Genomic DNA, 21,591 nt, shown 5'->3' with positions numbered 1-21,591 from the left:
GGGATCGTGCGGCCGATGCCGCGTCCGCGGGCAGGCGCGTCGATGATCGTGTTGGGGCCGGAGGCTGTCGGGAGGGGTGCAGGGTGGCGGAGGCGGTTCCGAGGCCGGCGGCGGCGACGCCGGACGATGTCCTGCGGGCGCGGGCCGAGACGGCGATGAGCCTGCCGGCTCCGCTGGTGGCACTGTGGAGCGTTCGGAACGGCCTGCACACGGAGTGCGGTGTCGCGGTGTACTCGGCGGAAGACATCGGTGAACGCAACGCCACTTACGAGGTCGCGCGGTATGCGCCAGGGTTCCTCCTCGTCGGCGATGACAGCGGTGGCCGCGGATTCCTCCTGCGCGCCGACGACCCGGACTCCGCCGTGTTCTCCTCCGGTCTGGGCGATCTGGAGCCTGCGGGCTTCGACGTCGTGGCGGCGGACTTCGCGTCCTGGATCGAATCGCTTGGTCCTGGCCCCTCCTGCTGACAGCGGCCGGCGAGTCGATTCGACCGGAGGCGAAAAGGCTTCGCGATGTGAGCGCACCGGATGGCAGGGTGCAGCGCATGGCACCCCAGTACCAGATTCGCGCAGACTACGACGCTGACACGATCGTGGTCTACCAGGCGTATGCACCTGCCATAGCCGACGCGGCGCTGCGAGCGGGCCGCTTCGTCGCGCCGTTCTCGTTCCAGAGGATGACCTGGATCAAGCCCTCGTTCCTGTGGCTCATGCATCGCAGCAACTGGGCCCGCAAAGCCGGTCAGGAGCGCGTTCTCGCAGTGCGGATGACCCGGCGGGGCTGGGAGGAGGCTCTGTCCCAGGCCGTGCTCACGACAGCGGATCCGGCGGCTGTGGCCCGGGCAGCCGTACATGTCCAGTGGGACCCGGAACGTTCGTTGCGCGGAGCGGCGCTGAACCACTACAGCATCCAGGTCGGCATCGGCCGCGACCTGATCCGCGCCTTCACCGACGACTGGATCGTCAGCCTCACCGACCTCACCCCGCAGGTCCGCAAGGCCACGGTTCTGACACAAACCGGGCACGCCGCCAAGGCCCGACGGCTGTTCCCCGCCGAGCGGGTGTATCCCCTGCCGCGGACGCTGGAACGCCTCCTTGCCCCGGGCAGATGACGGCCTACCGGCAAGAGGGATGGACGAACCGTGCCAAGAGCGCATGGGATGCCACAGGCGCCGACCCGGAACTGGTGCACGAGACGCCGGGCGACCTGATGGACGACGTCCTCGGCAACCTGCCGCAGAACGTGTGATCGCGGTCGCGGTCCATGCTGGACGACTACGCGAGGCGGTGGCGCTTGAACCGGCGCATCGGCCGCGAGCCGACCCCCGATGGCGCGCCCACGCTCGTCCTGCCGACGTCCGGCGTGCGGACGAGGTCCGGCGCGCCCGGCTCGGCTAGGCGAGGCCGAGGTCCCGCCGCACGCGGGCGTAGTGGCGGCCTGGCAGCAGGCTGCCGACCGCCCATGGCTGGTTCTCCGGCATGCGCCTGCCCAAGCTCTCCAGCAGGCGCTGCGCGCCGGTGAGGTGGCCGCCGTGGTAGAGCGCCGCGCCGAACAGGTGCGCGGCGTCCAGCGCCCGCGGATGCGGCCGGGCGCCCTCGCGCCACTTGTCGGACGCCGCCACCAGCGGGCCGGCCACCTCAGGGTCGCCGAAGTAGCCTTCGAGGATCTCCCGGGCCGTACGCTCCGACTCGCCGATCCGGCCCCACGCGACTTCGAAGTGCGCCAGCGCCAGCGTTGCCGTCACAGGGTCGCCCGGCGGCGCCGCGTCCGCCGTGCGGCGGGCGAAGGCCAGCACCTCGTCGTCGGAGCCGTACCACTTGCCGCACAGCACCTGGACGCGGGTGTAGTGGCCCAGATACAGGTGCGGAGCGCGGGCGGTCAGCTCCGTCCAGAGGCGGTCGAGCTCCTGCTGGCCGGCCTGCGCGCCGAGCGCGTGCCACTGCAGCCGCTCCCACGGAACGGGATCGTCCGGACGGGCCTCGGCGGCCTGCCGCAGCGGGACGGCGGCGTCCGCCAGCACCTCGTGGAAGCGGGCGAAACGCTGGTCGCCCACGTACGTGGCGTAGGCGCCGCCGCGGATCGCCCATGCCTGCCTGATCCGGGCGGCGCCGAGCCAGAGCAACGCGTCGGGGTCGTCGCCGGCCAGCCGCAGCAGCGCCTCGGTGTGCGCACGGGCGGCGATCCCCAGTTGCTCGACGCGCAGCGCACGCACCTCGTGGTCGTCGCGCGCCTGGCGGACCAGCTCCAGGCCCGGCTCCAGCCGTCCGGCCCGCACCTGGCGCAGCGCCTGCTCCAGCGCGGGATCGTCCCACGACCGGCCCGGACGCATCCGCGAGGTCTTGTCGAGCAGCTCGGCCGCGGCCGTGATCACCCGTATCAAGGACATCCGTGATCAATACCGCACGTGATCATGGCGTCGCAACAGCGCCAAGCGGCTAGTTCCAGGCGCCAGGCACCCCGTAGGGCACCTTGCCTTCGAGTTGCTTCTGATCGAGCACCTCGCTCTCCAGAGGCAGCGCAACGGTGACCTGCCGTCCCCAGGTGGAGTAGCGGGTGTCCGCCGTGAGCCGGAACACGGACCCCTTCCAGTGGTGCATGACCCCCTTGGCCGTGACTCGCTCCACCAGTCCAGCCGTGCTCAGGCGGATGGTGTAGGAGATGGTGCTGACGGGCTCGCTCCAGGAGTAGCCGCGAAAGCGCGAGGCGAAAGAACGCGACACCTTGACCAGCTTGTCGGCCTTGATCATGCCCTTCACCACTCCGCCCCGCCAGGACGTGCGGTGGGCCAGCAGCGTCTTGAGCGTGGCGGGTTCCAGAACCTCCAGCAGCGGGTTGCTGGCCGGCAGATCGGTGTACGGATAGCGCACCCAGCTCGTGCCCTGCGGCAGTACGTCGGCGAATCGGGGGCCGGAGACGTAGTCGTCGTGGCCTGACGAGATCACCCTCAGGGGCAGTTCTTCAGCAGCGGCGTCCTCGGCCATGCCGAGTTTCTTCAGACCGCTCATCACCGTCTTGCTGTACCGCACGCGCTGGGACGTGTCAGAGGCGATCTCACCTTGCGGCCCGAACCCGACCGTGCCGTCCAGGGCCAGGGTGTAGGACCCGCCGCGACCGTGGTCCACCTTCGCGGTGGACACGATGTTCACGCCCTTGCCGCGGGTCAATGTGGCTTGGAGCGCTTCTACCGGGTCGTTCCCGGACGCCGCCTGGGCGGGAACGGCGACGAGCTGTGCCAGGCCCGCGATCAGGATGACACCCATGACGGTCCGCTTCATCACGTTCCTCTGGAGATGGTGGGAGGGCGCAACAATCTTGTGCCTACGAGATCAACTGTCAAGCTGAACCGTGACCGTGGGGTCCCCGGACCCGGCCGGCATCCTGGCCATCTTCGCCGGCCGGGCGGGGCCGGAACTCGGTGACGATCCTGAGCCCGACGTCATGAACTGCTGCGACCACTCCGCGGACGACGTTTGTCTGGGCCGGTGCAGCCGGGTTCCAGACAAACCACCAGCCACCAAGACTGAGCCCTGACACGCCTACTGGGGCGTGCTCCTCATCGAGCCGTGAGAGGCGATCCGTGATCAATAAGATGCCGCTTCGACGTCTGACCGCCGGTCTGGGCAGCGCCGTCGTAGCGCTGGGTGGTGTCGCTGTGCTGTTCACCGCGACTCCCGCAGCGGCCTCGGCCGGCACGGCCACCGCCCTGATCTTCAAGTGCAAGTACGACGGCAACGTCCGCAGCTCTCCCCGGCTCGGACAGCCCAACTTCCTCTTCACCTGCTATGTGGGGACGCAGATCTACCCGTGCTGCTGGGTTCGTGGAGACTACAGCGGCGGGGACAACCGCTGGTACACCTGGCGTGGCGGCCAGGGCCAGCCGGACCGCTACATCCACTTCAGCCAGGTCTCCAGCGAAGGAGACGGCGGCGGCATGATCCAATGCCCCTAGTGCATCGAGACAACCAGCGGACCAGTGCCGGTGCACCCGCCATCAGGCGACGAAGCCGTCCTTGACCAGGTGTTGATCCGGAAGGCCGCGTCGGATGACGTAACCGGGGTTGCCGTGGACGTCCGTGTCGTACCCGGGCGGCAGCACGCGCATCCGCGGTCCGCAGTTCCTGTCCGAATGCGGCCCGCCCCCCGACGATCGCCGGGCGGGCCTCGCGTTCCAGCACCCGAGCGCCATGACGGCGGACGTCATCGAGGGTTCTGATCGACAGCGTCTTCGCATACGCGTGGCGACCGGCTCTCACCGAAGCGTGCGGGTCGGACATCGCGATCAGCCAGGTGACGCGGCGAGTGGCCCGCCGGGAGTTTCATGGTCTTGTCCAGCGTGGGTGGCTCCTTCGAGGAAGGCCGGGCGCGCGAGCAGAAGGGCTTCGTCAAGCCGGAGAGATGCCCGTCGCCATGAAGCAGGCCAGGGCGGGGCGAGGGAGCGGGCGTCTTCTGAAGTGCCGTCGGTCGGCGGGGGTGGTGGCGAGGGGACGGGGTTGGGGGGCTGGTCAGGGGGTGGATGGCGCCGGCGGGGAAGCGATGATCGGGTGTTCGTCGAAGCCACGTTCGAGGAAGTGTTGGGTAGCCTGGTCAGAGACGGCCCTGCCAGGCCCCGCTTCTTCCGTTCCCTCATGCCCTGAAGGTTCCGACGCCTATCGGCCCGCTACGTTTCCCCGCCGGCCCTGCCCGCAGGCCGGCTCAGTCACTGAGCGTCCACCCAACGCGAGCGAGGAGAGAATTTTGTCCCAAGCAGCAGAGGTTCTCGAACTGGACGACACCATCGCCGACGGTGGCACGGCCGTCGGCGCCGACTCGGTCAAGACCTATCTGAAGGAGATCGGGCGCGTCCCGCTGCTCACCGCCGAGCAGGAGATCGAGCTGGCCAAGCGCATCGAGGCCGGCCTGTTCGCCAGGGAACGGCTCGACAGCGAGCCCGGCCTGCCCTCCGAGCTGCGTGCCGACCTGGAGTGGATCGCCGACGACGGCCTTCGTGCCAAGCGCCGCATGCTGGAGGCCAACCTCCGGCTCGTCGTCTCCATCGCCAAGCGTTACACCGGCCGCGGCATGCTCTTCCTCGACCTGATCCAGGAGGGCAACCTCGGCCTGATCCGGACGATCGAGAAGTTCGACTACCGGCTCGGCTACAAGTTCTCCACCTACGCCACCTGGTGGATCAAGCAGGCCATCACCCGTGCCATGGCCGACCAGGCCCGGACGATCCGCATCCCCGTGCACATGGTCGAGCTGATCAACAAGGTGGCCCGCGTGCAGCGCCGCCTGCAGTCCGACCTGGGCCGCGAGCCCACCCCCGAGGAGATCGCCGCCGAGACCGATCTCGACGTCGAGCGGGTGTCGGAGGTGCAGGGCTACGGCCGGGAGCCGATCTCGCTGAGCACGCCGCTCGGCGAGGAGGGCGACAGCGAGTTCGGCGACCTGATCGAGGACACCGAGGCCGTCTCCCCGGCCGACGCGGTCTCGTTCACGCTGCTGCAGCAGCAGTTGCACAGCCTGCTCGACCAGCTTTCCGAGCGCGAGGCGGGCGTGATCACGATGCGCTACGGCCTGGCCGACGGCAAGCCGCGCACCCTCGACGAGATCGGCCGCGTCTACGGCGTCACCCGTGAGCGCATCCGGCAGATCGAGGCCAAGACCATGTCCAAGCTGCGTCACCCCTCCCGGGCCATGGCGCTGCGCGACTACCTGAGCTGACCGCCCGGTCCCGGGAACGGCAGCACGCCGCTGCCTGAGCCGATCGTTCCCGCCCGGGAACGGCAGCACGCGACACGCCGAGCAGGGCTCGCCGTGTGGACGTGGAGCGTCACCGCCTTGTCGACCGAACCAGCCGCCGCGACGCCGGCGCGACCAGCGACAGGCACGACCTCCGTCCACCCCGGCGACGGCCACCCGAGCACCCGCGTGCCGCGAGCCACGGCGACGCGCCCGTCACCCACGGGGAAGAGCGGTCCAGGGGTGGGAAAGGGCGGGTAAAAGGGCGCTCTGGAGTGTGTGGAGCCCGGAGCGGGCCGGGTGGGCCGGACCTACTCTGCCCAACGTGAAACGCTCCCGTACGAGCCTCGTCCACCAGGCCGCCTACGCGTTCCGGCACCCCCACAGGATCGCCCCTCACCTGCGCCGGCTGGCCCGCGACACCTGGTTCCGGCTCCGCACCCACGACCACGTCACCTACTACCGCGCCGTCATGAGGTCCGACACGGCCCGCGACCCCGAGGGCGCCGTGGGGTCGCACCGGCACCGGCGCTGGCTCGCCCTGGGACGCATGCAGTTCGACTACCTGGTGGAGCACGGGCTCAAGCCCGACTGCCGGATGCTGGAGATCGGCTGCGGGAACCTGCGCGCCGGCCGCCTGTTCATCGGCTACCTGTTCACCGGCAACTACTACGGCATCGACATCTCGCCCGACATCCTGCTGGCCGCCCAGGACACGGTCGAGAAGCACGCCCTGCAGGACAAGCTGCCGTACCTGGCGCCGGTGCGCGACCTGCGGCTGGCGTTCCTGCCGGACGAGTACTTCGACGTCGTCCACGCCCACAGCGTCTTCTCGCACTCGCCGATCGAGGTCATCGAGGAGTGCTTCGCCAACGTGGGCCGGGTCATGAAGCCGGACGGCTGGTTCGACTTCACCTTCGACCGGACCGAGGGCGAGGAGCACCACGTCCTGCGCGAGGACTTCTACTACCGCACCGAGACGCTGGTCGAACTGGCCCGCAAGCACGGGCTGAAAGCGACGTTCATGGACGACTGGGAGCAGGGCCCACATAAGCAGTCGAAAATCCGCATCACCCGGCGATAACCTCCCGGAGAGTGAGAAACCTCCGCCTGCTGCCCAAGGCCCACCTGCACGTCCATCTGGAGAGCACCGTACGGCCCGCGACCGTGCGCGAGCTGGGCGGCCCGCCCGAGCCCGAGGGCCCGTTCGCCGACTTCCGCGAGTTCGCCGACCAGCGGGCCAAGGTGCGCGGCCTGCTGCGCACCCCCGAGCACTTCCGGCGCGTCGCCCTGGAGTTCTGCGAGGACGAGGCCGCCCAGGGCACCCGCTACGTCGAGGTCACCTTCACCGCCGCCGCCCACGGGGAACGGCTGGGCGCCCCGGAGATGCCGCTGGAGGCGGTGCTCGACGGCCTGGCCGAGGGCAGGCGGTACGGCGTCGAGGCCCGGGTGCTGCTCGACCACTCCAGGCGGCGGCCCCTGGAGCGGCTGTGGCGGACGTACGAGCTGGCCACCCGCTACGACGAGGTGATCGGCCTCGGGCTCGCGGGCGACGAGGCCCATCCGCTGGCCCCCTTCGCCGAGGTGTTCGCCGCGGCCGGGGACGCGGGCCTGCACCTGGTGCACCACGCGGGCGAGGCGGCCGGGCCGGCGAGCATCCGCGAGGCGCTGGACCTGGGCCGCACCGAGCGGCTCGGCCACGGCATCCGGGTGCTGGACGACCCGGCGCTGGTGGCCGAGGTGCGCGAGCGCGGCGTCCCGCTGGAGGTCTGCCCCACGTCGAACGTCCTGCTCGGGCTGGTGCCGTCGCTGGCCGCGCACCCGCTGCCGCGCCTGCGCGAGGCGGGGCTCGCGGTCACGGTCAACACCGACGGCGAGACGGCGCTGGCCGAGGAGTACCTGCGGCTGCGCGAGGTCTTCGGGTACGGCGACGACGTCCTGGCCGAGCTGGCCCGCGCCTCGATCAGGGCCTCCTTCGCCCCGGGCGCCCTCAAGGCGGACCTGCTGGCCGCCGTCGACGCCTGGCTCCGCTGACCCGACCGGCCCCCGCCGGGCACGGCGATCTCCGTCACACCATGGAATAGTTGGCGAATCGGCGACCGTTGCGAACGGAGGTGGCGCGAACGCCACGACAGTGGCAGCCCGCGGCCTTGACGGGCCGGGGCCCACAGCCCGACCGAAGGAGCAGCGTTTGCGCACCGACTCGGCAGACTTAGGACTCAGGACCGCGTCGGCGGTCTACCCGGCGGGCATGCTGGCCGCGCCGCCCCGCACGCTGATCGACATCCTCGACGAGACCACCCGCCGCCACCCCGACGCGCCCGCGCTGGACGACGGCGCCGTGTGCCTGGACTACCGGTCGCTGCGCGCCGAGGTCGACCGGGTCGCCGCCGAGCTGGCCGCGGCCGGCGTCGGGCGCGGCTCCCGGGTGGGCGTGCGCATCGCCTCCGGCACCGCCGAGCTGTACGTCTCCATCCTCGCCGTGCTCGCCGCCGGCGCCGCGTACGTCCCCGTGGACGCCGACGACCCGGACGAACGCGCCGAACTCGTCTTCGCCGAGGCCGCCGTGGACGCCGTGCTCGACGGCGGCCCGGTCACGCGGGCCCGCCAGGCGGCCACGCCCGAGCGGCCCACCCCGGACGACGACGCCTGGATCATCTTCACCTCCGGCTCCACCGGCAGGCCCAAGGGCGTGGCGGTGACGCACCGCTCGGCCGCCGCGTTCGCCGACGCCGAGGCCGGGCTCTTCCTGCAGGACCGGCCGCTCGGCCCGGGTGACCGGGTGCTGGCCGGGCTGTCGGTGGCCTTCGACGCCTCATGCGAGGAGATGTGGCTGGCCTGGCGGCACGGCGCCTGCCTGGTGCCCGCGCCCAGAGCGCTCGTGCGCACCGGCATGGACCTGGCCCCCTGGCTGGCCGGGCAGGGCGTCACCGCCGTCTCGACGGTGCCGACGCTGGCCGCGCTCTGGCCCGCCGCGCACCTCGACGGCATCCGGCTGCTCATCTTCGGCGGCGAGGCCTGCCCGCCCGAGCTCGCCGAACGGCTGGCCGTGCCCGGCCGCGAGGTGTGGAACACCTACGGGCCCACCGAGGCGACCGTGGTGGCCTCGGCCGCCCGCCTGACGGGGGAGGGACCCGTACGCATCGGCCTGCCCCTGGACGGCTGGGACCTGGCGGTCGTGGACGGCGCGGGCGAGCCGGTCGCCATGGGCGAGACCGGCGAGCTGATCATCGGCGGCGTGGGCCTGGCCCGCTACCTCGACCCGGCCAAGGACGCCGAGAAGTACGCGCCGCTGCCGTCCCTGGGCTGGGAGCGCGCCTACCGCAGCGGCGACCTCGTCCGCGCCGAGCCCGAGGGTCTCGTCTTCGCCGGCCGCGCCGACGACCAGGTGAAACTGGGCGGACGCCGGATCGAGCTGGGCGAGGTGGACGCCGCCCTGAACGCGCTGCCCGGCGTCACCGGCGCGGCCGCGGCCGTCCGCACCGCGGGCGGCGGCCACCAGGTGCTCGTCGGCTACGTCGTCACCGGGCCCGGCTTCGACGCCGGACGGGCCCGCGAGCTGCTGGCCGGCTCGCTGCCCGCCGCGCTCGTGCCCCGCCTGGCCCCTGTGGACGCCCTGCCCACCAGGACCTCCGGCAAGATCGACCGGGACGCGCTCCCGTGGCCGCTGGACGGCCCGGCCGCCGCGGACCCCGGCCTGACCCCGGCCGAGGCGCTGCTGGCCGCGCAGTGGACCGAGATCCTCGGCGTGCGCCCGGAAGGGCCCGGGTCGGACTTCTTCGCCGACGGCGGCACCAGCCTGGCCGCCGCCCGCCTGGTCTCCGTGCTCCGGGCCACCCACCCCGACGTGGCCGTCGGCGACGTCTACGCCCACCCGACCCTCGCCGGACTGGCCGAGCTGCTGGCCGCCAGGGGCGGGACGCAGGCCCCCGCGCACGCCGCGGCCGCCCCCATGCCGAAACGCGCCGCGCTGGCGCAGACCGCGCTGATGATCCCGCTGCTCACCGCGGGCGCGCTGCGCTGGGTCGTGCCGCTGGCCGCGCTCGGCAACGTGCTCGCCCCGCCGTGGGCGCCGCGGCTGTCGTGGTGGTGGGTGACGCTCGGCGCGCTGGCGTTCGTCACCCCCATGGGACGCATGGGCCTGTCGGCGGCGGTCGCCCGGCTGCTGCTGCGCGGCGTGCGCCCCGGCGCCCACCCGCGCGGCGGCGGCGTGCACCTGCGGTTGTGGTTCGCCGAGCGGTTCGCCGAACGGCTCGGCGTGCCCGACCTGGCCGGCGCGCCGTGGATGGCCTGGTACGCCCGGCTGCTCGGCGCCACCGTCGGCCCGGACGCCGACCTGCACTCGCCCCCGCCGATCACCGGCCTGCTCAAGCTGGGCCGGGGCGCCTCCGTCGAGCAGGAGGTCGACCTGTCCGGCCACTGGTACGACGGCGACGTGCTGCACGTCGGCGAGATCCGCATCGGCGCGGGCGCCACCGTCGGCTCCCGCTCGACCCTGCTGCCCGGCGCGCGCGTCGGCAAGAACGCGCAGGTCGCCCCCGGCTCCGCGGTGGCCGGGACGATCCCCTCCGGCGAGCGCTGGGCCGGCGTCCCGGCCTTCCGCCAGGGCAAGCCGCGCCGTTCCCGGCCGGCGGAGCGCGCCGCCCGCTCCCGCCCGTGGGTCGCGCTGTACGGGGTGAGCGCGGTCGTGCTCAGCCTGCTCCCGGTGGCCGCGGCCGGTGTCGCGCTCGCCGTCCTGGCCGCCTTCGCCGGGGACGAGGTCACGCTCGGCGGCGCGCTGGCCGCCGCCCTGCCCGCCGTGCCGTTGGCCACGGTCGCCGGCATGGCGGCCTTCGCGCTGGTCACGCTGGCCGGCGTGCGGCTGCTCGGCCTGGGGCTGCACCCCGGTCACCATCCGGTGCACAGCCGTCCGGCCTGGCAGGCGTGGGTGACCGGCCGGCTGATGGCCTCGGCCCGGGTGTGGCTGTTCCCGCTGTACGCCAGTGTCCTGACGCCCGTCTGGCTGCGGGCGCTCGGCATGAAGGTGGGCCGCGGCGCCGAGCTGTCCACGGTGCTCGCGCTGCCCACGATGACCTCCGTCGGCGACGGCGCCTTCCTGGCCGACGACACCATGGTGGCCCCGTACGAGCTGGACGGCGGCTGGATGCGCCTGGCCTCGGCCCGGATCGGCAAGCGCGCCTTCCTCGGCAACTCCGGGATGACCGCCCCCGGCCGCAAGGTGCCCAAGGACGGCCTGGTCGGCGTGCTGTCGGCAACGCCCAAGAAGGCCAAGTCGGGCTCCTCGTACGTGGGCATGCCGCCCATGGAGCTGCGCCGCACGGCCGAGGAGGCCGACCGCAGCAGGACCTACGACCCGCCCGCGCGGTACCGGGCGGCGCGGGCGCTGGTCGAGGTGTGCCGGGTGGTGCCCGCGATGGGCGTGGTCGCGCTGGCCGTGCTGGCGGTGGCGGCGTTCGAGTGGCTGGCCGCCGGTCACGGCTTCGCCGTGGCCGCCGCGCTCGGCGGGCTGGTGGTGCTGGCCGCCGGGGTGCTCGCCGCGGTGGTCGCCACGGCCGCCAAATGGGCGCTGGTCGGCCGGATCAAGGCCGGGAACAGGCCGCTGTGGAGCTCGTTCGTGTGGCGCAACGAGCTGGCGGACAACTTCGTCGAGGTGCTGGCCGCGCCCTGGTTCGCCCAGCCGTGGCTGGGGACCGCCCCGCTGAACGTGTGGCTGCGCTCCCTCGGGGCACGCATCGGACGTGGGGTCACCTGCGAGACGTACTGGCTGCCGGAGGCGGATCTGGTGACGCTCGGCGACGGCGCGTGCGTCAACCGGGGATGCGTGCTCCAGACGCACCTGTTCCACGACCGGGTCATGAGCATCGACACGGTGACGCTGGAGGCCGGCGCGACGCTCGGCCCGCACGGCGTCGTCCTGCCCGCCGCGCGGGTGGGCGCGGGCACGACGGTCGGGCCGGCGTCCCTGGTCATGCGCGGCGAGGCGCTGCCCGGCGGCAGCCGGTGGTTCGGCAACCCCGTCTCGGCGTGGCGATGACGGCGTACTTCCCGGGGCACGGCGACCACCGGTACGCGGTCGAGCACTACGACCTGGCGCTGCACTACCGGCTCGCGGCCAACCGGCTCGACGGCACCGCCCGCCTGACGGTCCGCGCCGCCGAGCCGCTCGCCGATCTCGGCCTCGACCTCGGACACTTCCGCGTCCAGGGCGTCACGGTGGCCGGCCGGGCCGTCCGCCACACGCACGGCCAGGGCAAGCTGCGCCTCACCCTGCCCGGCCCGCTGGCCGCCGGGGAGCGGGCCGTCGTCGAGGTGCGGTACGCGGGCACGCCCGTCCCGGTGCGCAGCCCGTGGGGCGGCCTCGGCTGGGAGGAGCTGACCGACGGCGCGCTGGTGGCCGGTCAGCCGATCGGCGCGCCCTCCTGGTTCCCGTGCAACGACCGGCCGGACGACAAGGCCCCCTACCGGATCTCGGTGACGACGGCGCCGGCGTACCAGGTGATCGCCAACGGCGTGCTCACCGCCAGGCGGCGGGCGTCCGGGACCACGACGTGGGTCTACGAGCAGGCCGAGCCGATGGCGACGTACCTGGCCAGCGTGCAGATCGGGCGCTACCAGCTCTCGGAGGCGGGCGGCACGCGCCTGGCCCACCCCGCGCGGCTGGCCGCCCGCGCCCGGCACGACTTCGGCCGCCAGGGCGAGATGATGGCGCTGTTCGGCGAGCTGTTCGGGCCCTACCCGTTCAGCGGCTACACCGTCGTCGTGGCCGACGACGACCTCGACATCCCGGTCGAGGCGCAGGGCATGTCGATCTTCGGCAGGAACCACGTCGACGGCGCGCGCGGCTGCGAGCGGCTGGTCGCGCACGAGCTGGCCCACCAGTGGTTCGGCAACAGCCTCACCGTGGCGGGGTGGGCCGACATCTGGCTGCAGGAGGGGTTCGCCACGTACGCGGAGTGGTTGTGGTCGGAGCGCTCGGGCGGCCCGCCCGCGGACGAGCACGCGCTGCGCTGGCACCGCAGGCTCGCCGCGCTGCCGCAGGACTTCGTGCTGGCCGACCCCGGCCCGGCCGCGCTGTTCGACGACCGCGTCTACAAGCGTGGCGCGCTGACCCTGCACGCCCTCCGCCGGGCGGCCGGCGACCAGGCGTTCTTCACGCTCCTGCGCTCCTGGGCCGACAGCCGCCGGTACGGCAGCGTCACCACGCGGGAGTTCGCCGCGCACGCCGAGCGGCACGTCCCGGCCGGCGCGCTGCTGACCGCGTGGCTGCACGCCCGGCCCCTGCCGCCGATGGCGGGCGGCGCGCTGACCCGCGACCGCGGCGCCTGACCCGCACACCGCGCCGACCTGGCCGGACGGTCGCCGGGGTGGCGGCTCGGGGACGGACGCGTCCGCTCATAGCCTGGTCACATGGTGACCCGGCTCGCGACCTGCAACCTGTGCGAGGCCATGTGCGGCCTGCGCGTCGACCTGGACGGCGACCGGATCACCGGCATCCGCGGCGACGAGGACGACCCGCTGTCGGCCGGGCACCTGTGCCCCAAGGCGGTGGCCCTGCAGGACGTGCGCGAGGACCCCGACCGGCTGCGCCGTCCCGTGGTCCGCACCCCGGACGGCTGGCGCGAGGTCCCCTGGGCGTACGCGTTCGACCTGGTCGCCGCCCGGCTGGCCGGGACGCGCATCGTGCACGGCCCCGACGCCGTGGCCGTCTACCTCGGCAACCCGGTGGTCCACAGCCTGGGCGCGCTGACGCACGCGCCGCCGTTCGCCCGCCTGCTGGGCACCCGCAACCGCTACTCCGCCGCCTCCCTCGACCAGCTCCCGCACCAGTACGTGGCCCGCCACCTGTACGGCAGCCAGTGGCTGCTCCCCGTGCCCGACATCGACCGCACGGCCTACTTCCTGGCCTTCGGCGCCAACCCGGCCGTCTCCAACGGCAGCGTGATGAGCGCGCCCGGCGTCGTCCGGCGCATCCGCGACCTGCGCGCCCGCGGCGGCCGGATGGTGCTGTTCGACCCGCGCCGCACGGAGACCGCCCGCCTCGCCGACGAGCACCACTTCGTCCGCCCCGGCACCGACGCCGCGCTCATCCTGGCCATGGTCGGCCTGATCGTCACCGGCGGCGCCGCCCGTCCCGCGCCCTACGTGGACGGGCTCGACCGGCTGGCCTCGGCGCTGGAGGCGTTCACGCCGGAGCGGGCCGCGGCCGTCACCGGCGTGCCGGTCGAGGTGATCACCCGGGTCGCGGCCGAGTTCGCCGCCGCTCCCAGCGCCGCCGCCTACGGCCGGATCGGCGTGTCCACCCAGCGGTTCGGCACCCTGTGCCAGTGGGGGATCCAGCTGCTGAACCTGGTCACCGGCAACCTCGACCGGCCCGGCGGCACGCTGATGAGCAGGCCGGCCGTCGACCCGGTGCGCAACCGCCTGATCGACCCCGGCCACGAGGGCAGGTGGCGCAGCCGGGTGCGCGGCCTGCCGGAGTTCGGCGGCGAGCTGCCCGCCGCGGCGCTCGCCGAGGAGATCCGCACGCCCGGCGCAGGGCAGGTGCGGGCGCTGGTGACCATCGCCGGCAACCCGGTGCGCTCGGCCCCCGGCGGGCACGAGCTGTCGCGGGCCCTTTCCGGACTCGACTTCATGGTCAGCCTCGACTTCTACGTCAACGAGACCACCCGGCACGCCGACGTCATCCTGCCGCCCACCGACCTGCTCGAACGCGACCACTACGACCTCGTCTTCAACCTGGTCGCGGTTCGCGACCACGCCCGCTACACCCCGGCCGTGCTGCCCAGGACGCCCGGCGCCCGGCACGACTGGGAGATCCTGCGCGAGCTGGCCCGGCGATACGGCCGCCTGGTCCGGGCCGGGTCGCTGTCCGACCGGCTCATGCTGCGGCTCTCGCCGGAGCGGATCGTGGACCTCGGGCTGCGGGCGGGGCCGTACCGGCTGAGCGTGGCGCGGTTGCGCCGCCACCCGCACGGGCTGGACCTGGGCCCGCTCAAGCCGAGCCTGCCGGGCCGGCTGCGCACGCCGGGCCGCCGCGTCCAGGCCGCGCCGCCCGTCCTGCTCGACGGGCTCGCCCGCGCCCGCGCCGAGCTGCTGGCCCCCGCCCCCGCCGGGCTGCTGCTGATCGGCCGCCGGCACCTGCGCGACGACAACTCCTGGCTGCACAACTCCGCCCGGCTGGCCAAGGGCCGCCCCCGGCACCACCTGCTCATGCACCCCGGCGACCTGCGCGCCCGCGGGCTCACCGACGGCGCGCCGGTCCGGGTGCGCTCCCGCAGCGGCGAGGTGACGGTGGAGGTCAGCGCGAGCGAGGACGTCATGCCCGGCGTGGTCAGCCTGCCCCACGGCTACGGCCACGACCGGCCGGGCGTGCTGCTGTCGGTCGCGGCCACGCTGGGGGGCGCCAGCGCCAACGACCTCACCGACCCCTGCCTCCTGGACGAGCTCACCGGCACGGCGGCGCTGAACGGCGTGCCGGTCACCGTCGAGCCGCTCAGCTGACGGGCACGATCTCCGCGCGGGTCAGGACGCCGTCCTCGACGGTCAGCAGCCCGATCGTGCCGTGCGGCTGGCGACGGCGGTCGGTGGGGGAGCCCGGGTTGAAGATGCGCAGCCCCTCGCCCGACTCGTCGAGCGGGATGTGCGAATGGCCGAAGACCACCAGGGCGGCCTCGGGGAAGCGGCGGCGCAGCCGGGCCACGCGGCCCTGGGCGGGCCCGCTGTCGTGGATCATCCCGATCCGCAGGCCCTCCAGGGTCAGCTCCAGCGTCTCCGGCGCCACCACGTCGGGGCCGTCGTTGTTGCCCTTCACCACGTGCACCGGGGCGTAGGCGGCCAGCTCGTCGAGCACCGAGCGCACGCAGACGTCGCCGGCGTGCAGGATGACGTCGGCCCCGCGCAGGTGCTCGGCCACCCGGGGCGGGCAGGCGCGCCACCGCCGGGGCGCGTGCGTGTCGGACAGCGCCACCACGTTCATCCGGACGTCATGCCCGCAGATCCTCCAGCCAGGCCCGCCAGGCCGGAGCCTGCCCCGCGGGGTCGCCGAACAGCAGGTGCATGGCCAGCAGGCTGCCGCCCATGCCCTGGACGAACCGGTAGAGGGCGTCGGGGGTGCGGACGCCGACGCTCTGGGCGTTGCGGACGTAGACCACGCCCTGGACCGGGGGCAGACCGGGCGGCGCGAGCCGGACGGTGGCGCCGGGCTCGGGGCGGCCGCCGAGGGCGGCGTACAGGGCCCGCCAGGCGCGCGGCCAGTCGCTCACCGGCGGGCCGGACTCGGTGAGCGGGGTCGCGGCCCGGCCGGCGAAGTGGCCGAGGTACTCCGTCAGCGTCGCGAAGAACAGGGCCAGGCCCGTGGACATCGCCTCGTACTCCTGCTCCCAGTCGTCGCCGGGCAGGAAGCCGCTGGTGACCATGCGGAGCAGGGTGCTGCCCTGGCCGCGGCCCTCCAGCAGGAACTCGTAGGCCACGAAACGGCCGTCGGGGCCCGGGACGCCGGAGTGGGCGAAACGCTTGAGCGGGTCTTCGGCGGTCACCCTGGACTCGGGCAGCTCGGCCCCGGCGAAGGCGGTGCGGATCGCGCCGCCCTCGACCTCGTTGCGGCCCATGAACCACGAGTCGATGCCCGGCCCGGTGGTGATGGCCGCCCACACCTGCTCGGGCGTCGCCTCGACCATGGACTCAAGGGGGATCTCGAACTCGCGCCCCACCTCAGGAACCCTTCTTCACAGACGGGTGCACGGCGACGATCAGACGATGGTCCCGCCCGCCCTCCGCGGACTCGTCATGATATTTGCTGACCAGCGAGGTGACGCACTGCGCCAGCTCCTCGGCGAACGCGGCCCGGTCGGCGGCCGAGGCGAAGCGCACCTCGCCGTCGATGGCGAACGTGGCCACCTTCTTCTGCGCCTTGGCCGCGCCGGTGATCAGCGTGCCGACGTCGCGGACGAGCTGCGCCGCCAGGGCCAGCAGCCAGCGCGCCGACAGCCGGTCGGGGGACCGGGCCGGATCGGGCTGCACGGCGGCCAGGGCCGTGGGGGAGATCACGAAGGAGGCGGCCGTGGCCTGCATGACGCGCTCGGTGACGTTGCCCTTTCTGCGCTCCTCGACCAGCTCGACCAGCCCGTGGCGTTCGAGGGTGCGCAGGTGGTAGTTGACCTTCTGCCTGGCCAGGCCCACCTTGGCGGCCAGGGACGTGGCAGAGCCCGGCTCGACCAGCTCCGCCAGCAACTTCGACCGCATCGGGTCGAGCGACGCCTCGGCGGCCGCCGCGTCTTCGATCGCTGCCACTTCGTGCATGCCTGAAACGATCGCACCGAAAAAAATCGTTGTCAAGCCAGCCGGGCGGCCTTGCCCTCCAGATAGCGCTGCTCAGGCAGACTGAGCGTCCGCCGGGCCGCCTCGCGGAAGGCCAGCGCCGCCCCCTCCGCGTCGCCCTCCATCTCCAGCAGGTGGGCGCGGACCGCGGCCAGCCGGTGGTGGCCCGCCAACCGGTCGTCGGCGGCCAGGCCGTCGAGCAGGTCGAGCCCGGCCCGCGGGCCGTGCACCATGGCGGCGGCCACGGCCTGGTTGAGCCGCACCACCGGGTTGTCCTCCAGCCCGGCCAGCACGCCGTAGAGCGCCAGGATCTGCGGCCAGTCGGTCTCGGCGGCGGTGGGCGCCTCGTCGTGCACGGCCGCGATCGCCGCCTGCAACTGGTACGGGCCCAGCGCGCTGGTGGCCAGCGCCTTGCTGACCAGCTCGACGCCCTCCTCGATCAGCCGCCGGTCCCACGACGAGCGGTCCTGCTCGGCCAGCGGCACCAGCGAGCCGCCCGGCCCGGTGCGCGCCGCCCGCCGCGCCTCGGTCAGCAGCATGAGCGCCAGCAGCCCGGCGACCTCGCCGTCGCCGGGCAGCAGCCGGTGGACGAGCCGGGCCAGCCGGATCGCCTCGCCGGTCAGCTCGGGCCGCTGCAGGTCCGGCCCGGAGGTGGCGGTGTAACCCTCGTTGAAGATCAGGTAGAGCACGTGCAGCACCACGCGCAGCCGCTCGGCCCGCTCCGGCTCCGGCGGCGGCCCGAACGGCACCCCCGTGGACCTGATGCGCTGCTTGGCCCGGCTGATGCGCTGGGCCATCGTCGCCTCCGGCACCAGGAACGCCGCCGCGATCTGCGCCGTGGTCAGGCCGCCCACGGCCCGCAGCGTGAGCGCGAGCTGCGAGGGCTCCGAGAGCGACGGGTGGCAGCACAGGAACAGCAACGTCAGCGTGTCGTCGCCGGACGGCGTGCGCTCCTCGCCCGGCGCCGGCTCGACGAACTCGTCGGCCGGGACGGCGACCGCCGCGCTCTCCTCCCGCCGCCGGCGCGCGCTCTCGCTGCGGAAGTGGTCGATGACCCGGCGGGAGGCGACCGTGATCAGCCAGGCCCGCGGGTTGTCCGGCACGCCCTGGTCGGGCCACTGCACGGCGGCGTCGAGCAGGGCCTCCTGGACGGCGTCCTCGCAGGCGTCGAACTGCTCGTAACGGCGGACGAGCACGCCGAGCACCTGCGGCGCCAGCTCGCGCAGCAGCCCTTCGATCACTCCGCCACCTCGTCGATGACGGGCCGCACCTCCATGGCGCACAGACGCGCGTCCGGCCAGCGCGCGGCGATCTCGGTGGCCCGCTCGACGCTCGCGCAGTCGACGATCAGATAGCCCGCCAGGTACTCCTTGGCCTCCAGGAAGGGGCCGTCGGTGACGGCGGGCACGCCGTCGCGCACCTTCACGGTCTTGGAGGAGGCGGGGTCGCCCAGCGCCTGGCCCCCGGCCAGCTCGCCGTTGGCCTCCAGCTCGGCCATGAGCGCGTCGACCTCGGCCATGACCTGGTCGAACCCGTCGGCGACGGCCTGCTGGGCGGCGGGGTTGCTGTAGATGAGCAGCATGTATTTCACCTGCCTCATCCTAGGGTTCCGGGAAATCCGGCCGGGCCGGGCCGGAGTCAACGGGGTCGCAGCCCTGCGGGACGAGGGTGCCGGGCGGCCGGTCGGCGGCGGTCCGCACGCTCATGTGCAGGCGTAACCGGGAGCCCCGCGGGCTCTGGTCGAGCTCGACGCGGTCGCACAGGTGCTGGATCAGCCACAGGCCGAAGCCGAACCCCGCCGAGTGGGCGCGGCCGTGCTCGGCCGCGGCCAGGTGGGCCGCGCTGAGCCGGCCGGCCTCGTCCGCGATCTCCACCGTGACGCCGCCGGAGTCGGTGCGGGCCAGCACGGTGCCGGTGCCGCCGCCGTGGTCGAGGACGTTGGTGACCGCCTCGTTGACCGCCAGCACGAAGTTGTCCAGGCGCTCACCGGACAGCCCGCCGCGGCCGGCGTGGTCGCGCACGAGGCGGCGGATGGCGTCGAGATCGGTGCTGATGGGACAGCGTAGCTCCGGTTCCATGCCCATGGTCTGATCAGTCCTGCCTGGGTGTGGCGTGGCGGGGGACCCGGCTCTGGTTGCTTACCAGACGCAAGCCCGGCAAACTCCCGGGCCGCCCGGCCGCGGCGCGGACGGCTACTGGAGGCGGGCGCCGATGATGCACGTGTCGTCGTCGGTGTCGGAGTTGCTGTGCGTCAGCAGGTGGTCGAGGCGCTGCTCCAGGGGGGCCGCGGGGTGCCCGGCGATGTCCAGGAGCCGCTGCTGGGACTCGTGCAGGTTGACGTCCCGCCGTTCGATCAGGCCGTCGGTGTACATGAGCAGGATGTCGTCGGAGGCGAGCTGGACGTGCGTCTCCTCGTACTCGGCCTCGGCGACCGCCCCGAGCAGCAGGCCCTTGGTCATGTCGAGCTCCCTGGCCTGGCCGTCGCGGACCAGGATGGGCGGCAGGTGCCCGGCCCTGGCGTAGCGCAGCACGCGGGTGCGGGGGTCGAACAGCCCGCAGATCGCGGTGGCCGTGACGTTGGCGGTCAGGTGGTGGGCGACCAGGTTGAGCCAGGTCAGCAGCTGGCCCGGCCCGGCGCCGGTGGCGGCCAGGCCGCGCAGCGCGTTGCGCAGCACGACCATGCCGGTGGCCGCCTCGATGCCGTGCCCGGCGACGTCGCCGACCGACAGCAGGATCTGCTTGGTGGGCAGCACGACCGCGTCGTACCAGTCGCCGCCGACCAGGTGCTCCTTCTCGGCCGGCCGGTAGCGCACGGCGATCTGCAGGTCGAACGCCTCCAGCGGCTCCCGGCTCGGCGGCATGATCGCCTGCTGGAGCTGCAGGGCCAGCCGGTTGCGCTCGGCGGCCTGCTGCTCGGTGTGGGCGAGCTGGTCGCGGGTGGCGGCCAGCGCCACCTCTGTCCAGTGCTGGGAGGAGATGTCCTGGTAGGCGCCGCGGATGGACAGCAGCAGGCCGCTGTCGTCGAAGACCGGCTCGGCGACCACTCTGATGTGCCGCACGGTGCCGTCGGACCGCTGCAGCCGGTAGGCGGTGGAGGCCGGACGGCGGTGGTGCAGCACGGCCCGGACGAACCGGCCGATGGCCACGGCGTCGTCGGGGTGGGCGTGCGTGGCCAGGCGTTCCAGCGGGATGGGCGGCTCGTCGAGGGACATGCCGTACAGGTCGTGGAGCTGGGCGCTCCAGACGATCTCGCCGGTGAGCAGGTTCTCCTCGAAGCCGCCGATGCGGCCCAGGCGCTGGGCGTGCTGGAGCAGGTTGGCGAGCTGGGCGTCCTGGTCCTGCAGCCGCCAGATGAGCAGCACGCCGTCGCCGAGCCGGATGATCGCGATGCCCGCGACGGTGTGCAGCGGGATCTGGTCCACCAGGGCCGTGATCGTCATCTTCTCGGCCCTGAAGGTCTCGCCCGTGGCGTGCACGTGCTCGATCCTGGCCAGCAGCGCGCCCTCCTCGGCGGCCAGCGGGTACGCCTCCAGGAACAGGCTCCCGACGACCTCGCCGCGCGGCCGCCCGGCGGGGTCGAGGAAGCGCGGGTTGGCGTGCACGATGCGGAAGTCGGTCAGCCGGCCCTCGGTGCCCAGCTGCGGGCGCAGCACCAGCGCCGCGTCCGGCAGCGCGTCGGCCAGGTCGATCAGCTCGGGCAGCACCTGCGGCTCGTGCACGGCCTGGTCGGTGGTCTCGAAGGTGTGGGCGCACAGGTCGGCCAGCACCTCGATCTGCTTGACGATCCGCGCGCCGGGCTGCGGCATCGCGTGCGGCCAGCCGATCTCCAGCACGCCCAGGATCCGGCCGCCCGTCCCGGCCGGGGCGGTCGCCCGCGCGCCGGGGGTCTGGCGCTGCCCGATCGAGGGCAGGCCGACGGCGGCCAGGTCGTCCAGCCACACCGTGCCGCGTTCCAGCAGCGCGCGGCGGGCCGGCGTGGCCACGCCCGGCGGCACGTAACGCCAGCGCCTGGCCTCCTCGTCGGCCAGCCCCGCGTACCCGGCCAGGGTGAGCGACGCGTCCGGCCCGGCCTCCCAGATGGCCACCGTCGTCGCGCCGAGCGCGGACAGGGCCTGCTCCAGCAGCGACTGCGCCACGGCCTGCGCGTCGGTGGCGGTCAGCGCCCCGTTCTCGGCGGTGCGCAGCCGCACCGCCACCTCCGCCGACTCCTGGGCGCGGGCCGAGCTGAGGAAGTCGCGGGCGGCCTCGCTGATGCGGTCGTGGGCGGCCTGGTTGATGATGTCGGCGGCCAGTTCGAGCTGCGTCACCCCCGCCTGGTCGGCCAGGGTGGCGAGCTGCCTGGCGGCGGTGGCCAGGCTGCACTGCAGGCGCTCGACCAGCACGCCCTTGGCGACCTCGACCAGGGCGCGGCCCTCGGCGGCCCGCTGGGCCTCCAGGATCTGGTTGTGCAGGCGGTCGACCGTCGCGGCCAGGCGGCCGAGATTGGGCGGCTCGGTACGCTCCGGCGGCACGGCGGCCGCCGGATCGTGCTGGTGGTGCACTGCGTTGCTCCTT

At 73.6% G+C, this 21,591-nt stretch carries 18 protein-coding genes and 1 pseudogene; 10 read left to right on the top strand and 9 right to left on the bottom strand.

Annotated features, from left to right (window positions below):
• Positions 1 to 83: 83 nt before the first annotated feature.
• The 3 genes from ACIBK9_RS15590 (at position 84) to ACIBK9_RS15580 (ending at position 1,248) form a co-directional block, all read left to right on the top strand.
• A complete protein-coding gene (locus ACIBK9_RS15590; protein WP_397158613.1) occupies positions 84 to 467 on the top strand; it encodes an SMI1/KNR4 family protein in 384 nt (127 codons plus the stop codon).
• Positions 468 to 544: 77 nt separating this feature from the next.
• The gene (locus tag ACIBK9_RS15585) at positions 545 to 1,111 is read left to right on the top strand and encodes a DUF4291 domain-containing protein (protein WP_397158611.1); all 567 of its coding nucleotides are present in this window, start codon (positions 545 to 547) and stop codon (positions 1,109 to 1,111) included.
• Complete coding sequence (locus ACIBK9_RS15580; RefSeq protein ID WP_397158609.1) at positions 1,108 to 1,248, top strand: hypothetical protein; 141 nt, start codon at positions 1,108 to 1,110, stop codon at positions 1,246 to 1,248. The genes ACIBK9_RS15585 and ACIBK9_RS15580 overlap by 4 nt, the downstream gene beginning before the upstream one ends.
• Before the next feature lie 145 nt (positions 1,249 to 1,393).
• On the opposite strand, the gene ACIBK9_RS15575 is transcribed toward ACIBK9_RS15580, so the two are convergent.
• Together ACIBK9_RS15575 and ACIBK9_RS15570 are read right to left on the bottom strand one after the other, a co-directional pair.
• Entirely contained in the window at positions 1,394 to 2,386 is a 993-nt protein-coding gene (locus tag ACIBK9_RS15575; RefSeq protein ID WP_397158607.1) for a hypothetical protein, read from the bottom strand.
• A gap of 49 nt (positions 2,387 to 2,435) precedes the next feature.
• Positions 2,436 to 3,275 carry a hypothetical protein gene (locus tag ACIBK9_RS15570; RefSeq protein WP_397158605.1) on the bottom strand — a complete coding sequence of 280 codons (840 nt, stop codon included), beginning with the start codon at positions 3,273 to 3,275 and terminating at the stop codon, positions 2,436 to 2,438.
• 314 nt (positions 3,276 to 3,589) lie between these two features.
• Between ACIBK9_RS15570 and ACIBK9_RS15565 the strand changes: the two genes are divergently transcribed.
• The 7 genes and pseudogenes from ACIBK9_RS15565 to ACIBK9_RS15535 all read left to right on the top strand — a co-directional run bounded on the left by ACIBK9_RS15565 (position 3,590) and on the right by ACIBK9_RS15535 (position 15,222).
• A complete protein-coding gene (locus ACIBK9_RS15565) occupies positions 3,590 to 3,949 on the top strand; it encodes a hypothetical protein (RefSeq protein ID WP_397158603.1) in 360 nt (119 codons plus the stop codon).
• Between the two features lie 851 nt (positions 3,950 to 4,800).
• Positions 4,801 to 5,703: pseudogene (locus ACIBK9_RS15560) on the top strand (RNA polymerase sigma factor); the annotation flags it as partial.
• 343 nt (positions 5,704 to 6,046) lie between these two features.
• Positions 6,047 to 6,805, top strand: a complete 759-nt coding sequence (locus ACIBK9_RS15555; RefSeq protein ID WP_358299223.1) for a class I SAM-dependent methyltransferase — start codon at positions 6,047 to 6,049, stop codon at positions 6,803 to 6,805.
• An 11-nt stretch (positions 6,806 to 6,816) separates the two neighbouring features.
• Positions 6,817 to 7,755 carry an adenosine deaminase gene (add, locus tag ACIBK9_RS15550; RefSeq protein ID WP_397158601.1) on the top strand — a complete coding sequence of 313 codons (939 nt, stop codon included), beginning with the start codon at positions 6,817 to 6,819 and terminating at the stop codon, positions 7,753 to 7,755.
• A 157-nt stretch (positions 7,756 to 7,912) separates the two neighbouring features.
• On the top strand, positions 7,913 to 11,755 hold the full coding sequence (locus ACIBK9_RS15545; protein WP_397158599.1) for a Pls/PosA family non-ribosomal peptide synthetase: 3,843 nt from the start codon (positions 7,913 to 7,915) through the stop codon (positions 11,753 to 11,755).
• The gene (locus ACIBK9_RS15540) at positions 11,752 to 13,047 is read left to right on the top strand and encodes a M1 family metallopeptidase (protein ID WP_397158995.1); all 1,296 of its coding nucleotides are present in this window, start codon (positions 11,752 to 11,754) and stop codon (positions 13,045 to 13,047) included. Before ACIBK9_RS15545 ends, ACIBK9_RS15540 begins: the two co-directional genes overlap by 4 nt.
• An 81-nt stretch (positions 13,048 to 13,128) precedes the next feature.
• The gene (locus ACIBK9_RS15535) at positions 13,129 to 15,222 is read left to right on the top strand and encodes a molybdopterin-dependent oxidoreductase (protein WP_397158597.1); all 2,094 of its coding nucleotides are present in this window, start codon (positions 13,129 to 13,131) and stop codon (positions 15,220 to 15,222) included.
• Here the strand turns inward: ACIBK9_RS15535 and ACIBK9_RS15530 are convergent.
• From ACIBK9_RS15530 to ACIBK9_RS15500, 7 genes are all read right to left on the bottom strand, one after another.
• Positions 15,215 to 15,697, bottom strand: a complete 483-nt coding sequence (locus ACIBK9_RS15530) for a metallophosphoesterase family protein (RefSeq protein WP_397158595.1) — start codon at positions 15,695 to 15,697, stop codon at positions 15,215 to 15,217. The genes ACIBK9_RS15535 and ACIBK9_RS15530 overlap by 8 nt on opposite strands.
• Before the next feature lie 7 nt (positions 15,698 to 15,704).
• A complete protein-coding gene (locus ACIBK9_RS15525) occupies positions 15,705 to 16,430 on the bottom strand; it encodes an SRPBCC domain-containing protein (protein ID WP_397158593.1) in 726 nt (241 codons plus the stop codon).
• A 1-nt stretch (position 16,431) separates the two neighbouring features.
• Positions 16,432 to 17,019 carry a helix-turn-helix domain-containing protein gene (locus ACIBK9_RS15520; RefSeq protein WP_358299237.1) on the bottom strand — a complete coding sequence of 196 codons (588 nt, stop codon included), beginning with the start codon at positions 17,017 to 17,019 and terminating at the stop codon, positions 16,432 to 16,434.
• A 32-nt stretch (positions 17,020 to 17,051) separates the two neighbouring features.
• On the bottom strand, positions 17,052 to 18,278 hold the full coding sequence (locus ACIBK9_RS15515) for an RNA polymerase sigma factor (RefSeq protein ID WP_397158590.1): 1,227 nt from the start codon (positions 18,276 to 18,278) through the stop codon (positions 17,052 to 17,054).
• Positions 18,275 to 18,619 carry a YciI family protein gene (locus ACIBK9_RS15510; protein WP_397158993.1) on the bottom strand — a complete coding sequence of 115 codons (345 nt, stop codon included), beginning with the start codon at positions 18,617 to 18,619 and terminating at the stop codon, positions 18,275 to 18,277. Before ACIBK9_RS15510 ends, ACIBK9_RS15515 begins: the two co-directional genes overlap by 4 nt.
• Positions 18,620 to 18,638: 19 nt before the next feature.
• Positions 18,639 to 19,115, bottom strand: a complete 477-nt coding sequence (locus tag ACIBK9_RS15505; RefSeq protein WP_397158588.1) for an ATP-binding protein — start codon at positions 19,113 to 19,115, stop codon at positions 18,639 to 18,641.
• 114 nt (positions 19,116 to 19,229) lie between these two features.
• Entirely contained in the window at positions 19,230 to 21,578 is a 2,349-nt protein-coding gene (locus ACIBK9_RS15500) for a SpoIIE family protein phosphatase (protein WP_397158586.1), read from the bottom strand.
• Positions 21,579 to 21,591: the final 13 nt, after the last annotated feature.

This window comes from Nonomuraea sp. NPDC050227, from assembly GCF_044459705.1.
Taxonomy (GTDB): Bacteria; Actinomycetota; Actinomycetes; order Streptosporangiales; family Streptosporangiaceae; genus Nonomuraea.
This window is presented reverse-complemented; position numbering and strand designations above follow the sequence as displayed.